Annotated in this window: 13 protein-coding genes; 6 read left to right on the top strand and 7 right to left on the bottom strand. The window is 37.1% G+C overall.

What is annotated here, in order from left to right:
* The first annotated feature begins 20 nt into the window (after nucleotides 1-20).
* Complete coding sequence (locus tag B8977_RS14150) at nucleotides 21-2,189, top strand: TonB-dependent receptor plug domain-containing protein (protein WP_084018884.1); 2,169 nt, start codon at nucleotides 21-23, stop codon at nucleotides 2,187-2,189.
* Nucleotides 2,190-2,194: 5 nt separating this feature from the next.
* Nucleotides 2,195-3,268 (top strand): HmuY family protein, encoded by a 1,074-nt coding sequence (locus B8977_RS14155; RefSeq protein ID WP_084018886.1) that lies wholly within the window; start codon nucleotides 2,195-2,197, stop codon nucleotides 3,266-3,268.
* A gap of 51 nt (nucleotides 3,269-3,319) precedes the next feature.
* Here the strand turns inward: B8977_RS14155 and B8977_RS14160 are convergent, their stop codons facing one another.
* Nucleotides 3,320-3,778, bottom strand: a complete 459-nt coding sequence (locus tag B8977_RS14160) for a DinB family protein (RefSeq protein ID WP_084018888.1) — start codon at nucleotides 3,776-3,778, stop codon at nucleotides 3,320-3,322.
* A 433-nt stretch (nucleotides 3,779-4,211) separates the two neighbouring features.
* Here B8977_RS14160 and B8977_RS14165 point away from each other — a divergent pair, with 433 nt between their 5' ends.
* From B8977_RS14165 to B8977_RS14175, 3 genes are all read left to right on the top strand, one after another.
* Nucleotides 4,212-5,312 (top strand): Mrp/NBP35 family ATP-binding protein, encoded by a 1,101-nt coding sequence (locus B8977_RS14165; protein ID WP_084018890.1) that lies wholly within the window; start codon nucleotides 4,212-4,214, stop codon nucleotides 5,310-5,312.
* Nucleotides 5,313-5,326: 14 nt separating this feature from the next.
* Nucleotides 5,327-5,596: a NifU family protein gene (locus B8977_RS14170; RefSeq protein ID WP_084018892.1), complete on the top strand. Its 270-nt coding sequence runs from the start codon at nucleotides 5,327-5,329 to the stop codon at nucleotides 5,594-5,596.
* Between the two features lie 66 nt (nucleotides 5,597-5,662).
* A complete protein-coding gene (locus B8977_RS14175; protein WP_084018894.1) occupies nucleotides 5,663-6,433 on the top strand; it encodes a DUF3108 domain-containing protein in 771 nt (256 codons plus the stop codon).
* Between the two features lie 200 nt (nucleotides 6,434-6,633).
* Here the strand turns inward: B8977_RS14175 and B8977_RS14180 are convergent, their stop codons facing one another.
* The 6 genes from B8977_RS14180 to B8977_RS14205 form a co-directional block, all read right to left on the bottom strand.
* The gene (locus B8977_RS14180) at nucleotides 6,634-7,056 is read right to left on the bottom strand and encodes a hypothetical protein (RefSeq protein WP_084018908.1); all 423 of its coding nucleotides are present in this window, start codon (nucleotides 7,054-7,056) and stop codon (nucleotides 6,634-6,636) included.
* 80 nt (nucleotides 7,057-7,136) lie between these two features.
* The gene (locus tag B8977_RS14185; protein WP_084018910.1) at nucleotides 7,137-9,557 is read right to left on the bottom strand and encodes a TonB-dependent receptor; all 2,421 of its coding nucleotides are present in this window, start codon (nucleotides 9,555-9,557) and stop codon (nucleotides 7,137-7,139) included.
* 114 nt (nucleotides 9,558-9,671) lie between these two features.
* Nucleotides 9,672-10,535, bottom strand: a complete 864-nt coding sequence (nadC, locus tag B8977_RS14190; protein WP_084018914.1) for a carboxylating nicotinate-nucleotide diphosphorylase — start codon at nucleotides 10,533-10,535, stop codon at nucleotides 9,672-9,674.
* A 69-nt stretch (nucleotides 10,536-10,604) separates the two neighbouring features.
* Nucleotides 10,605-11,531, bottom strand: a complete 927-nt coding sequence (locus B8977_RS14195) for a malate dehydrogenase (RefSeq protein ID WP_084018917.1) — start codon at nucleotides 11,529-11,531, stop codon at nucleotides 10,605-10,607.
* 147 nt (nucleotides 11,532-11,678) lie between these two features.
* Nucleotides 11,679-12,368 carry a LytR/AlgR family response regulator transcription factor gene (locus B8977_RS14200; protein WP_084018920.1) on the bottom strand — a complete coding sequence of 230 codons (690 nt, stop codon included), beginning with the start codon at nucleotides 12,366-12,368 and terminating at the stop codon, nucleotides 11,679-11,681.
* Nucleotides 12,365-13,414, bottom strand: coding sequence for a sensor histidine kinase (locus B8977_RS14205; RefSeq protein ID WP_084018922.1), 1,050 nt, complete (start codon nucleotides 13,412-13,414; stop codon nucleotides 12,365-12,367). Before B8977_RS14205 ends, B8977_RS14200 begins: the two co-directional genes overlap by 4 nt.
* A gap of 205 nt (nucleotides 13,415-13,619) precedes the next feature.
* Here B8977_RS14205 and B8977_RS14210 point away from each other — a divergent pair, with 205 nt between their 5' ends.
* Nucleotides 13,620-14,873: a Kelch repeat-containing protein gene (locus B8977_RS14210; RefSeq protein ID WP_084018925.1), complete on the top strand. Its 1,254-nt coding sequence runs from the start codon at nucleotides 13,620-13,622 to the stop codon at nucleotides 14,871-14,873.
* Nucleotides 14,874-15,060: the final 187 nt, after the last annotated feature.

Raw genomic sequence — 15,060 nt, forward strand, 5'->3', positions numbered from 1 at the left:
ATAACGAAAATCATATTTTGATGAAGAAGTACGGATGTTTGGTTTGTGTTGCGCTTTTTGCATTTAATGCGGTGCAAGCCCAAATAGATGAAGAAATAGATTCCACTAAAGTTGTTGGATTGGATAATGTAGTCATCACTGGACAATATTCCGCGCAATCAGTTGACAAATCCATATATAAAGTAGAAGTCATCACTGCTGAAGACATTAAGAATTTTGCAGGAAATACTGTAGCAGATATCTTGAATCAAAACTTAAATATATTTATTCAACCAAATAAAGACGATGGCAGATCTACTGTGAATGTATTGGGACTTGGAGGTAATTACACCAAAATACTGATTGATAATATCCCATTGGTGGGTGATAATGGCATGGGTGTAGATATTGATTTAACTCAGATTAACGTAGACAACATAGAAAGAATTGAAATCGTAAAGGGTGCCATGGGTGTGGATTATGGCAATAATGCTCTTACGGGAATTATCAATATCATCACCAAAAAATCATTAAGTTCAAAATGGAAAGTAAGTACTTTTTTACAAGAAGAGAGTATCAATGATGAATATGATTGGTACGAGGATGGAGGATTATCTAAGGGAAAAGGACGTCATATCCAAGGTCTAGAAATTGCACATAATATTTCAGATAAGTGGTTCGCTTCTGTTGGGGTAAATAGAAATGATTTTCAAGGATATTGGAATGATAAAAAAGGAAGTAAAGATTATTCAAAAATGCGCGGATATGATTGGCAACCAAAAGAACAATGGAACGCAAACGCTGTTGTCAATTTCAAATCCAAAAACTTTAAAGCTTTTTACAAATTAAGCTATTTATTAGAAAACATTAATTTCTATGATGACAGTGTAAGACCATTTCATTTGGGACAAGGGCAACAAACTTATAGAGCTGATGACAGGGATTATAGAACCAACCGTTGGGTTCATCATTTAAACATCGATACAAAACTTTTCAACCGAGTAAAATTCATTGGAGATTTCTCGTACCAGAATCAAGACAGAGAAGTTAGCTATTATCTTTATGATATTCCAACGCGTACAGAAGTAAACAGAGACGATTTTAAGTCATATGCATCTTCGGAAGCGTTTTATTCTCGAGGAACATTTAGCAACTTTTTAGATACTGATAATTTTGACTTTCAGGTTGGGTACGAAGTAGATCAAACCAAGGGATTTAGAGGTAAAACCGCTAACAATTCTAATGTAATAGATGGAGAAGCTTTTTTTGCAGAAGATATAAACAGAACTTTAGGCACGTATGCTGCTTTTGCATCTGCAGAATTTAGAACCAATGTTGGTCTTGCATTAAGACCGGGAATCCGTGCCAATTTTAGCAATAAATTTGATTCTCAACTTAATTTATCTTTAAGCTCCCGTTTTGATTTATCCCCAAGCAACAGTCTAAGAGCAGTTGTTGGAACCACTAATAGATATCCTAACTTTGACGAACTTTATACTTATTTTGTAGACTCCAACCACGATGTTAGAGGGAATTTAAACTTACAACCTGAAAAAGGTTATTCAACCTCAATCCAATGGGATTACAACTTGCGCAAAAATGAATTCAGAATGCAAAATAGCATCAGCACCATATATTTAGATTTACAAGATAAAATCGAATTGGCTACTATTAATTTCAATCCCTTACAATATATGTACATCAATATTGACGAGCACAAAACTTGGGGAATCACTACTGACCACCAATTTACTTTCAATAATTTAAATGTAAATCTTGGAGCCTCTTATATTGGTATTTCTCGTTCATTTGAAAATAATGGAGGTGTGGAAGTAAAAGATGATTTCAGATATACATTAGAAGCAAATGCCTCAGCAAATTATATGATTCCGAAATGGGGGACAACTATTTCAGCTTATTATAAATACATAGGAAAATTGACTCAATACGTATTGGAAGATCCACTAGGAACGCCCTACTATCGTCTGGGAGAGCAAGAACCTTTTAGCATGATGGACGCTTCTATCAGAAAAAGCTTTTTTGATAGAAAACTGGAATTGACTTTAGGTATCAGAAACATCTTTGACGTAACATCTGTCACCAATACTACTCAAGCAGGTTCTTTACATGGAGCAGCACCAAACGATGTTATGCTCTTCTACGGACGTTCTTATTTCCTAAAATTAAATTACATTCTTAACTTCAATTAATCAAGATGAAAATTTCAATTAAAATATTAATACTATCTCTTTTATTCATCTCGGTAAGTTGTTTGAAAGAAGATGACGGCATCATAACGATAGCTCCAATTCAGGGTTCAACCCTAGAACCTGAAGTTGGCGGACCCAATCAACCGAATCAAGTTTGGGTTGATTTGAGTACCGGAGAAATGAAAGAAACAAACAGAACCTCATGGGATTTGGGACTTTATTCAGGAGATCAATTTGCTGTAATTCTTAACACAGGAGCACTTATGTCGGCTTCTCCTGTTGAAGGCTTCACAGAATTAAGCCAAGTTAATTCTCAAAATTTATCAGGGCTGATGCAGTTGGTGCAAGTTGCAAACTTCGACCCTAACAACATCAACTATATTGATGATGTAAAAGGAAATTATCTTGACAACGGAACAGTTATAGACGAAGAAAATAAAATTTACCTCATCAATTTAGGATATGAAATTCCAACCGGAACTTTCAATCCCGGTTCTTCTTATGCTGCCGGAGCCGCACGCGGATGGAAAAAAGTAAAAATTTCAAGAGAAGGAAATGACGGATACAAAATCCAATATGCAGGACTGGATGATATAGCTATAAATGAAGCATTCATATCAAAAAATACTGACTACAATTTCTCATTCTTCAGTTTGGTAAGCGGAAATGTAATGGATATACAACCTCCTAAAACTGGCTGGGACATTTGTTTTACTGTATTTGTAAACCAGGTTTCTGACAATAGCGGAAATAATCAGGGAAGCTATATCTACACAGACTTTGTGATGACAAACACCATGGCTGAAACAGGTACGTATGAAGTTATTACAAACGAAACAACTTTGCTGGAAGATTTCAACAATTTCAGTGCCGCAGATGTAAATGAATCATCCTTTATCTATAATGACCATCGTGCAATTGGAGCCAATTGGCGAACTGTTCCGGGAGCAATCGTGAGAAAAGACCGTTTCTATGTTTTGAAAGACCCTCAGGGAATTTTGTTCAAAATAAGATTTATAAGCATGTCAGATGCTAGCGGATACCGCGGTTATCCGGTATTTGAATACGACCCTTTATAATTTTAAACATAATTTTTGAATTAAATCCCGAGACTTATTTTCGGGATTTTTTTATGAAATCCCCTTCACCAAAGCCATTACATAACCCAAATGAAGTGACTCATGCAAAACATTAAAACGAATTGCATCCTCAATATTCTCAAGATGAATCCCAAAGCTCGTTTCATAAGGTTTATAATAAGACAACTTTTCCGAATTATAATCCTTCTTCAGCTGCACCAGCGACGTTTGCAATAACTTGATAAGTAACCGCACATCATTTTCCGTTACATTTTTGTCGCCCACAGTTCCTTTCTTATAACGCATCACCCAATCATTATCCACCAGCATTGCATTGCTGCTCAAGTAATAAGTCATCAACTGTTGCGTCACCAAAACATGCGCGCAATTCCAAAAAATATGATTCTGAAATCCCGGAGGTATCTGCGTTAAATGCTTCAAATCATACGCATGAAGATACTCAATCAAATGCTTTCTTATCACCCCCAAATCTTCAAAATGCTTATCCATAACTTCAATTTCAATTCGTTACAAAACTATAACAAATCTACCATACATCACACCCAACTCCATTTTCTATTTTCTAATTCCCCCTTTGGGGTTAGGGACATGGGCGCCTCCCGGTAGATTCACTTTCCATTTTTGAAATTAAAAATTGCAGCTACCGGGATCGCGCTATGCAGGGCTCCGCTTCGCTTCGGTACTCCATTTCATTCTGTACCGCTTCCTTCGGTTGCGCCCTTACTATCGCTGGCGCGTGCCACACCAAATCAGCGCATGTCAACCTGAGCTCAGCCTGTACTGAGCTTCTCGGAATATCAAAGGGCATTTTCTAGCATCCATCATCCAACAAAATGACACTATAAGCAAAATCATCCCAATCCATTTTATTTACTGAAACCTTCTCTCTAACTTTGCACCGTAAAAATTAAACAAATTACCAATGAGCAGTTTGAAAAATCGTGTAAGAGAAATATTAGAAGAGTTAGGAATCGAAAACTGGGTCAAAAACACCCAAGTCATGGGTGATGAAGTCATCCTCGATGTCGTATCTCCATCGCCTGCCATGCACGAACGCAAACGTTTGGAGCAAGCACTGAAAGTCACTTTTTCAGAACAGCTTCCAGAAGCAAAACTCAAATTAAATATAACCGTAGAAACCCCGCCGGAAAAACAAGAAATCAAAGGAAATGAAATTCCTGGCGTGAAAAATATAATTGCAATCGCTTCCGGAAAAGGCGGCGTTGGAAAATCAACCGTTTCTGCCAACATGGCTATCAGCCTTCAAAAAATGGGATTCAAAGTAGGATTGTTAGATGCCGATATTTACGGCCCTTCCATGCCAACTATGTTTGATGTGGTGGGTGAACAGCCGATGTCCGTAAACGTGGGAGGCAAATCCAAAATGAAACCTGTAGAAAGTTATGGCGTGAAATTACTATCCATCGGTTTTTTTGCCAATACTGACCAAGCCGTAGTTTGGCGCGGCCCGATGGCTGCCAAAGCTTTGAATCAAATGATTCGTGATGCACATTGGGGAGAATTGGATTTCTTATTGGTAGATTTACCTCCGGGAACGGGTGACATTCATTTGTCTATCGTGCAGCAAGTTCCGATTACTGGGGCTGTGATTGTGAGTACACCACAAACCATCGCATTAGTCGATGCCAGAAAAGGAGTGGGAATGTTCCAGATGGAAGCCATCAATGTTCCGGTGTTGGGAATCATTGAGAATATGGCTTACTTCTCTCCGGCAGAATTGCCTGAAAATAAATATTATCTCTTTGGACAAAACGGCGCGAAAAATTTAGCGGAAGACTTAGGTGTTCCTTTCTTGGGAGAAGTGCCAATTGTACAAAGCATCAGAGAAGCTGCCGATGCAGGAAGACCAGCCGCTCTTCAGGATAACACGCCCGTTTCCAACAATTATGAAACGATTACCCAAAATATGATTGTGAGTTTGGTAGAAAGAAATGATACACTTCCTCCGACTGAAGCAGTAAGAATTACGACAATGGCAGGGTGTTCGCCTGCAAAAAAATAACTAACTTTGTAATTATGAGCGATATGAATTTAAACGAAAGAATTGAAAAAGCATTGGCTGAAATCCGTCCGTTTTTGAACAATGACGGTGGCGATATCGAATTGGTTTCAGTGGAAGGGGATACAGTAACAGTACAACTTACCGGGACTTGTACCGAATGCAGTATCAACCAAATGACGTTGAAGTCAGGTGTGGAAATGACGATTAAAAAATATGCACCGGAAGTATCAACTGTCATCAACGCAAGCGGTGTTAATCCTTTGATGGGCAGCAAAGTCAATTAATCCTAAAAATTTACGATAACCAAATTTGGCAGAATGTTTGTTTAAAATATGCCCAAAACCTAATAAATGAAAAAATTCTTGCTGATTTTTTGTTGTATTGTTTTCACATTTTCATTTGTCCAAAATGATTCTCAAAATTATGAATCAGGTGAATTGTTAAAATACAGAATTCATTATGGATTGCTGAATGCAGGTTTTGCAACATTGGAAGTAAAATCTACCACATACGAAGGAAAACCGCACTACCACATTGTGGGAGAAGGTTCTTCTTCAGGTGCAGTCCGTGCGTTTTACAAGGTAGATGATTTGTATGAGACCTATATCGATAAGGCAACGAATAAACCTTCCAAATTTGTCAGAAAAATCAGCGAAGGCGGTTATACCCGTGACCAGGTAATTACTTTCAATCACAAAGAAAAAACAGCTAAAATCAATGACCGTAAAGCGCAAAAGGTTTCTTATAAGGAATTCAGCGGGAACGTGCAGGATTTGTTGTCTGCATTTTATTATCTGAGAAATCTGGAAACAGATGATTTGAAAACCGGCGACTACATGAATGTGGACATTTTGATGGCGGATGAGACTTATAAATTTAGATTGAAAATTCTCGGAAGAGAAACGGTAAAAACTAAATTCGGGAAAATTAAATGTATCAAAATCCGTCCTTACGTACAGTCCGGAAGAATCTTTAAGGAATCTGAAAGCGTAACGATGTGGGTAACGGATGATGCCAACCACATTCCGGTTCAGATAAAAGCTGAACTGATGGTAGGTTCTTTGAAAGCTGAACTTCACAGCTACAAAAACGTGAAAAACACTCTGAATTTCACGAAATAATTTGATTCAATATTTGTAGAGATACGATGAATCATGTCTTTTTTATATAACTTTTTTGAGTTGGATAATCATTCTGCGCCCGGGATGAAGGCTTCTGTCTGAGCTCTTTTTGTGGATTCGCCACAGCGAAGTTCACAAAAAAGCGAGTGCCGCCAGCCCGATAAGGCGTCCATAATAATTTTAGATTTCGGATATGAGATTTAAATCGGCCATGCGTGCCACGGAATCATCGCCAGCATACATGCTATTGCTAGTGCAACTAAAATCATGTTGGTGAATTTGACGTCGGAATATTTTTTGATGCGTGAATTGACTATAGTGATGAGTGCTACTGCGGCAAACATCATGAGTGGGTGTTCTATGGCGTAGAGTCTGTTGATGTCGTCTTTCATAGTGTCTTCTGTCCATTTGGAATATGGGGAAAGCAAGTACAATATAGCTCCAGCTAGGAGCTGGATGTGGAATATCATGGTGGTTATAAAACTGACTTTTCTGAGGTTGGTTGTTGCTTCTTTTTTGGAGAGTATAAAGTAGGAAAGACAAAGGAATAAAAAGAGTGCTGCCAAAATTACCAAATATGCCCAACCGCTGTGGATGTGTTTTAGAATGCTGTAAAAGTCCATCTATAAAGTTTAGTTTGATACAAAAATAAAAAAACCTCCCTGAGTGGGAGGTTAAATATAAATTATTTGTTTTTTATGAATTAGAAGTTGTACTGGATACCTGCATTGTAAGTTCTTCCGATACCCCAACCGTAACCAAATGCATCTTGGGTTATACGGTATTGGGTATTTGCTGCATTTTTAACGTTTCCTCTGAAACGAACTGCTTGTTTTCCGAATTTAAATTCATAAGTTACACCTGCATCTAATAATGCGAAAGGAGATACTTGTTCTTGTTTTTGAGCCAATGGATCAAAAGTAATTGGATCTACTACTGCATACATATTTGAATAGTAATTCATATCTACATCAAAAGACAATCCTTTAACAACTTCGAAAGCTGTCCCTAAACCAAATGTAAACTGAGCAGCTTCTGGAACATATATTCCTGAAAAATCTTTGTCCTCTTTTTCAGTTAAAGTAAAATCATCATTATTTCTTTCTAAAACTCGAGAAAATCCATCATATTGCCAGTCACCATAAGATGCATAACCTCTAAAAGTCCATTTTCTTGACAATTTCGCAAAGAAATCGGCTTCTATTCCTTTGTGAACCTGAGTTACGTTAGGAAATAAGTTTGTAAAATCTGGTCCTTGTGCTGATGCTCCAGTTTCAAAACGGTTAGCCCATTCTGTATGATATAAGTTTACATTTACTTGTAAAGTTCTTGTTTTGAAACGGTAACCTACTTCAAAGCCTGTGATTTCTTCGTTGTCAACTTCTGGTTCATACAAATCAACTGTATTTGGTACGAATACATTGTCTAAGAAAGGTTGACGAGAGTAAAAACCTGCATTACCAAAAACCGTATGTTCTTCATTAAATGCATAAGCCAAACCTCCTTTTGCATTGTAACCAATTTTGCTTACTTTTTCTGATTCAGCTTCACCACCTGCATAATTCCAACGGTCAAATTTTTGGTAAGACTGGTTTGAAACGGCACCTTGAATGAATGCTGAGAATCCGCCCATTGCAAATTCAAATTGTCCAAAACCACCTTGATAGTTAATCTTTTCAGAATTGTCATAAGCTACTCTTTGACCTTCGCTTGCATTGTTAAATAAAGCTGACCATGGATCTGCTTCAAAAACTTCTGTTGCTACAAATGGAGTTGCTCCATCGAATCCTTTTGTATCTTGCCATCCGTTCAATCCTAAAAGATTGGTCACTTGTCTAAAGTGGTCACCTTTGTAGAATCTTAAGTCAGCACCGACGTTAACTTTGAAATATTCATTGATGTTATAGTTCAAATTTGTTACGGCACCATACCAGAAATGGTTATTTACAGAAGAACGGATTGCACCGTTTTTAAAACCTCCTCCATTGTTTCCGATTCCATCTCCGTTATTCACATCATCTAAGTTATTAGCATAGATTTGGTCGAAATCAATTTCACCTCCAGCATTTAATAAGTTAACTGTATTACCTGAGCTACCTAAGTTTCCAGTTCCTCCACCTCTACCTAGTGAAGCATAAACTACAGTTGACAAAGACAAATCGTTGTTGATATTCCAGTCCCAGTTTAAGTTTGCTACCGGTTTGTGATAATAGTTTCTTCTGAAGTTTGTTGCTTCACCATTTAAGAAACCATAAGTATTGTTGTATTTTTTACCAAATCCTCCTTCAGCACCTCTATCCCACTGAGATTGAGATTTAGTAGCATAGTTTTGGTCATGCCACTGTGGAGCACCAAAAATCATGAAGTTCAAATTGTGCCGATCGTTTGGTTTGTAACCAACTGAGAAAAAGTAGCTTTGTCCCTGCCCAGCAGTTCCACGCGCAAACTTCCTGTGACCAGACCAATAATCCAATAACATAGAGAATCCCCATTTCCCTTTCAATCCTGTATCATAAGCAACGGTTCCTTTCATGTAAGAATCATTACCCATGACAAAACGAGCCATACCTCCTTGTTGCTTTTCAGTAGCTTTTGTTACGATGTTAACCGTCCCACCCACTGAAGAAATTGCCAATTTTGATGAACCTAAACCTCTTTGAATTTGAATTACGTTTGCTACATCAGTCATCGAACTCCAGTTAGACCAATACATGTTACCATCTTCCATACCGTTGATAGGCTGACCGTTTAATAAGTATGCAGTGTTGGATTGATCGAAACCGCGTAAAAACATTTTAGAATCACCAAAACCACCTTGTTGGCCAGATACATAAACAGAAGGAGTATTCTTTAAAATCTCAGGAAACTCTACGTTACCTACTGCTTTGTCTTGGATTTCTTGCTTGTATATAGTCGATACAGCAACCGGAGTTTTTCGGTTTTCTTCTAAGTCGATTACCCCTTTCCCTACAATGATTGATTCACTAAGTATTACATCCTGTTCCCAGTCTGCAGAGTCCGTAGCAACAGCTTCCGTTTCCGGATCTACCTGCGCATAAGTCATAGCAGCTCCACCTGCCATAAGCATGAAGGAAGCCAATAAAACTTTAGAGTTGTACCTCATAATTTTTAATTTTTGAATTATTTGGCAAAGGTGCAACCCTTATAGATTTAAAGTGTTAACACAGCGTTAATTTTATTAACTGCTTTTTCAACCGAACGCATGATTTTGGTCAGACTATTTTATAGCTTTCAGGCTTAAATCTTTATTGGGAGCGGAATGTATAATTGCACCGGATGAAATGTAATTTACTCCAGTTTCGGCAACGGCTCGAATGGTTTCCAAAGTGATACCGCCCGAAGCTTCCGTTTTGCATCTTCCATTGATGAATTGTACAGCTTCTTTCATTTGTTCCAAAGACATATTGTCGAGCATTATTACATCAACTAAATCAGTAGAAAGCGCTTCTTTTACTTCATCTAAATTTCTGGTTTCAACTTCGATTTGAAGTTTTTTATCTACTGAATTTAAATAATTCTTGACGGAATGAACTGCTTTTGTAATTCCTCCAGCATAATCGTTGTGGTTGTCTTTGAGCATAACCATATCATATAGACCATAACGATGGTTTTGTGCGCCCCCAATTGCAACTGCCCATTTTTCACACATTCGGAAATTGGGGGTAGTTTTTCGGGTGTCAAGAATTTTAACGTTGGTACCTTTTACCCTTTCAACCATTTCGCGGGCGTAAGTTGCGATTCCGCTCATGCGCTGAATGCAATTCAAAACCAATCTTTCTGAAGTCAAAATGGAACGTGCAGAACCTTTCACACGAAGTGCTACATCCCCTACTTTGGCTGTATCACCGTCATTCATCAAAATTTCAATTTCTAAATCAGAATCATAGAATTTAAAGATTTCAACCGCTAAATCGATTCCTGCTAAAGTGCAGTCTTCCTTGACCAAAAGGTGTGCATCATCCTGCAAGTTTGCAGGAACACTTCCGAGAGTGGAATGGTCACCATCTCTCACATCTTCTTTGAAGGCTTCGGAAATGAAGTGATGTAATCGTTCAGCAGTCACGTAGTCAGGTCTTTTCATCTGTTGATTTATTTAAATAAAAACGGTGATAAAATCTATCACCGTCAAAATTATAATATTTTAATTAAATTAAAATTTCAAATCGCCATTTACTTCACGAACTGCTGCTGCAGCTGTTTCGAATTTTTCTTTTTCTTCTTCTGTCAAAGTGATGTCAACGATTTTCTCAACACCATTTTTACCAATGATTGCAGGAACACCTAAGCAAATATCAGATTGTCCGTATTCACCATCCAACATCAATGAACAAGGAATCATTTTTTTCTGGTCGCAAATAATCGACTGAACCAAAACTGAAACTGCTGCTCCCGGTGCATACCATGCTGAAGTTCCTAAAAGTTTGGTCAAAGTTGCTCCACCAACTTTTGTTTCTTCCAATACGTAAGCCAGTTTTTCTTCGCTCAAAAATTCTGAAACCGGAATACCATTTCTAGTTGCTTTTGAAATCAAAGGTACCATTCCTGTATCGGAATGCGCAGCTACTACCATACCGTCAACATCTGAAATCGGGCATTCCAATGCTTCTGCCATTCTGTATTTGAAACGTGCAGAGTCTAAAGCACCACCCATACCGATTATTCTTTCCTTTGGCAACCCTGAAGTTTTATGAACTAAATAAGCCATCGTATCCATCGGGTTTGAAACCACGATAATGATCACGTCCGGCGAATGTTTCACTAAATTTTCTGTAACGTCTTTTACAATTCCTGCATTGATGCCGATCAATTCTTCACGAGTCATTCCCGGTTTACGAGGAATCCCTGAAGTAATGACCGCTACTTTAGAACCTGCAGTTTTAGAATAATCTCCGGTAGTTCCTGAAATTTTAGTATCGAAACCATTTAGAGAAGCGCATTGCATCAAGTCCATTGCTTTCCCTTCTGCGAAACCTTCTTTGATGTCTACCAAAACTACTTCAGATGCGAAGTTTTTCATTGCTATGTATTCAGCGCAGCTTGCTCCTACTGCTCCTGCGCCTACAACCGTTACTTTCATAATATTTATGTTATTTTTTAAATTTTACTATTAGGGTGGTAAATATAATTAATTCATCCTAAAATGTTTGTAAAATTTATCATGATTGATATTGGGTAATTGAAAATTTATTAAATTACAATAATTTGCGTTGGTTAATTTTCAGAATTAATTTCCTAAAATATTTTTGACAAAATCCTTGTAATTCCTACCAATCGGAATCAATTTACCTTTGATTTCCACATCCTGCATATCAAAAAAATCAATCTTCGATTTTGAAACAATAAATGAACGGTGGATTCTTACGAAATCATCCGGTAATTCATTTTCCAAATCTGTAATGGAATAACGCGTAATAATCTCTCTGTCTTCCATTACAATTCGGATGTTTTCGCGCTGGCTTTCGATGTATAAAATTGATTTCACAGGAACGCGTGCTTTCTTTTTATTGACCGAAAAAAACAAATCTTTTTCTTCTGGATGTTTCACCGTCTCAGAATTTGAAGTAACGGGCAAAGCCTTCTGCACCGCCGCCATAAACCGGCTGAATTCTATAGGTTTCATCAAATAATCCAGAACGCTGAATTCATAACTTTTTACAGCAAATTCATGGTAAGCCGTCGTAATGATAACTTTCGGTGGATTTTTCAAAGTTGCGAGGAGATCCAAACCTTTCAGTTTTGGAAGATGAATGTCCAAAAACATCAAATCAATTTGCTTTTCTTTAAGCGTTTGCATTGCACAAATGGCATCGTTGCAAACCGCTTGCAGCTGCAAAAACGGAATTTGGCTTATATAGTCTTGTATCACTTCCACCGCAAGCGGTTCATCCTCAACAATCATGCATTTGATATTCATATATATTGGTTTAAATGGATGGAAAGTATTGCAGTAAATTTATTTCCTTCGGAATTCGTTTCGAAATTAAAATTGGTATAAAAAAGTTCAAGCTGTCGTTTGATATTTTTCAATCCTATTCCCTGTGGCTCGTCTGAATTTTGTATTTCAAATGAATTTTCAACGGACAAAAACAATTCATTTTCTTTGATTTTCAAATCAATTAAAATATAAGATTCATCCACACTTTGGCTCGCACCATGTTTGAAAGCATTTTCCACAAAAGGAATCAAAACCAAAGGCATGATTTGTGTTTCCAAATCATCTATTTCATATTTAAATTCAATTTTTAACCTTTCGCTGAATCTGATTTTTTGAAGATCAATGTAATCATTCAGAAATTCAATTTCTCTGGAAATCGTGATGAATTTATCTTTGGTTTCATATAAAACAAAACGAAGGAGTTTAGATAATTTAAGTACGACATCGGGTGTCTCATCGGATTTTTTGCGTGCCAGCGAATAGATATTATTCAGCGTGTTGAACAAAAAATGCGGGTTGATTTGAGATTTGAGGAAATTGAGTTCGGTTTCGGTTTTTTCTTTAAGTAAATCTTTTTCTCTTTGTTTAAATTTCTGGCTTCGGAAATATTCTTTTAATGAAATCGCTACGCAGGCAATAAAAATTTTATCCATAAAAGAATTTATCATACCGCTGAAACCGTAAATTCCTACGATTTCCAAATGCGGATAAATGAAATTGACCACAAAATGAACCAAGAATTTATAACCCAAAACAGAAAACAAAAGCAAAGCTGCCACGAGTGACAATATAAGTTTCAACCAGTTTTTGGATTGATGAGAAAATTTCTCCAAGAAATAAAACATCAGGTAAACCATCGGAATTTTGATGAATAAAATCTGAGCAAATTCTTCTAAAAAAGCATGATACAATGACGACCAAAATCCTTGCTGGTACTGAACCTCCATCCAATATGATTCTGTATAGGTTTCCAACATCAAATAAGGAAGCCAAAACAAAATATGCCGTATCCATCTTTTTTGCATAGCACAAAAGTAAAGTTTTCAAATGTATGAAATGCAAATTGTTACGAACCGCATTTTTGAAATTACAAGTGATATAAATTCTTCAACTAAACGTAAAAATTTAATTCAAATCAAACAAAATTACAATCTGCTGCATTTCTGTGTCTGTCTGTATCAAAACCATTTCTTGCATTTAATTCAACTCTAATTTTAAACAAAAAAAGCTATGATACGAATCTTTATTTTATTGAGTTTAATGATGCTGAACCGGGTTTCGGCCCAATGGACAAATGGTGCGGACATTCCGGAAGGAATTCGTGCAGGCAATGCAGTAAGTCATATTGACGAAGGAAATACGGGTTATATATATATTATCGGAGGGAGAAATGAGCAAGAAATTATTTCAAACAAAATTTATAGATACAATCTGACAAGTAATTCTTGGGATACCAGGGCTGATTTCCCTACCCCAATTTTAGGTTCTTCGAGTGTGAAATTAGGCAACAATATTTATACGATCGGAGGAATGGTTACCACTCCCGGAACAGTGACAAAAACTGTATATAAATATAGTATAGGTGATAATTCTTGGTCAGAAGTCGCTGAGTTTCCGCGTCCTTTTACAGATGGAGATGCGGTTGCCTATCAGGATAGTTTGATCTATGTGGTGGGAAGTTACAATAATGAACGGACTTATGTTTACAATGTAAATACGGACAAATGGCGTGAAGGAACAGCTGTTCCGTCTCCCGGATTTGCCTTGTCATACGGCGCGTTATCAGTTTATGGAGATAAGTTAATTTACGTTGGTGGTTCTAACGGAACTTTTTCAGGAACTTATTGGAACACGGTTTGGTTTGGAGAAATTGACCAAAACAATCGTTCACAAATTATATGGACAGAAGGAACTCCTTATCCCGGAATGACGAGGACTTTCTTTGAAATCGCGCCTTGGAAGAATGGTGTAATTCTGATTGGAGGAACGACGGATAATACTTTTGATACTTTCACAGATGAGAATTATTTCTACAATGCTGAATTAAACACCTGGACGGAATTAATGCCAAAGCCTACAGCATGGAACACCGGAAATGCTGCATCGATTTTCGTCGATGGGAAATGGAAATTGGTGTGTACAGGGGGATATGCAGTCGATTATTTACCCAATACTGAAATTTACACGCAGGAAAATCTAAGCACTTCCGATACTGATGATACGGCCTCTTGTCATCTCAAACACGCAAAATCCATCGGAGGAAAAAATCCAATGTTGAGTTTTTGTACGACTGATAATGGAAATGTTGAACTTGTGATTTGGGATGCACAAGGCCGGTTAATCAATCATCAGAAATCCATTGCACAAAATGCCGGAAAACATTTAGTTTCACTGAAACAGTTCAACCTGAAATCTGGAATTTACTTCTGCCAACTCTCGCAAAACGGAATTTCAACCACTCAGAAAATTCAAATCATTAACTAATTTTTTTATGAAATATAGGTTGTAGTAGATGTAAAAACCCTAAGCCGAAAAGCAAATTACTTTGTACTCAAATTTCGGTTTAGGGTTTGATTATTCCTACTTCTAAAATCAAATACCCCGGATTACCGGGGTATTTTTCTTGAGCTAAATTTTAAATTATTGAGCAATTGCTTTTCTGTTATATTTT

The organism is Moheibacter sediminis (genome assembly GCF_900176425.1).
Classification (GTDB): domain Bacteria; phylum Bacteroidota; class Bacteroidia; order Flavobacteriales; family Weeksellaceae; genus Moheibacter; species Moheibacter sediminis.

Coding starts and splice junctions, on each gene's coding strand:
- B8977_RS14150 (WP_084018884.1), top strand. CDS start 21: ATGAAGAAGTACGGATGTTTGGTTTGTGTTGCGCTTTTTGCATTTAAT.
- B8977_RS14155 (WP_084018886.1), top strand. CDS start 2,195: ATGAAAATTTCAATTAAAATATTAATACTATCTCTTTTATTCATCTCG.
- B8977_RS14160 (WP_084018888.1), bottom strand. CDS start 3,778: ATGGATAAGCATTTTGAAGATTTGGGGGTGATAAGAAAGCATTTGATT.
- B8977_RS14165 (WP_084018890.1), top strand. CDS start 4,212: ATGAGCAGTTTGAAAAATCGTGTAAGAGAAATATTAGAAGAGTTAGGA.
- B8977_RS14170 (WP_084018892.1), top strand. CDS start 5,327: ATGAGCGATATGAATTTAAACGAAAGAATTGAAAAAGCATTGGCTGAA.
- B8977_RS14175 (WP_084018894.1), top strand. CDS start 5,663: ATGAAAAAATTCTTGCTGATTTTTTGTTGTATTGTTTTCACATTTTCA.
- B8977_RS14180 (WP_084018908.1), bottom strand. CDS start 7,056: ATGGACTTTTACAGCATTCTAAAACACATCCACAGCGGTTGGGCATAT.
- B8977_RS14185 (WP_084018910.1), bottom strand. CDS start 9,557: ATGAGGTACAACTCTAAAGTTTTATTGGCTTCCTTCATGCTTATGGCA.
- nadC (WP_084018914.1), bottom strand. CDS start 10,535: ATGAAAAGACCTGACTACGTGACTGCTGAACGATTACATCACTTCATT.
- B8977_RS14195 (WP_084018917.1), bottom strand. CDS start 11,531: ATGAAAGTAACGGTTGTAGGCGCAGGAGCAGTAGGAGCAAGCTGCGCT.
- B8977_RS14200 (WP_084018920.1), bottom strand. CDS start 12,368: ATGAATATCAAATGCATGATTGTTGAGGATGAACCGCTTGCGGTGGAA.
- B8977_RS14205 (WP_084018922.1), bottom strand. CDS start 13,414: ATGCAAAAAAGATGGATACGGCATATTTTGTTTTGGCTTCCTTATTTG.
- B8977_RS14210 (WP_084018925.1), top strand. CDS start 13,620: ATGATACGAATCTTTATTTTATTGAGTTTAATGATGCTGAACCGGGTT.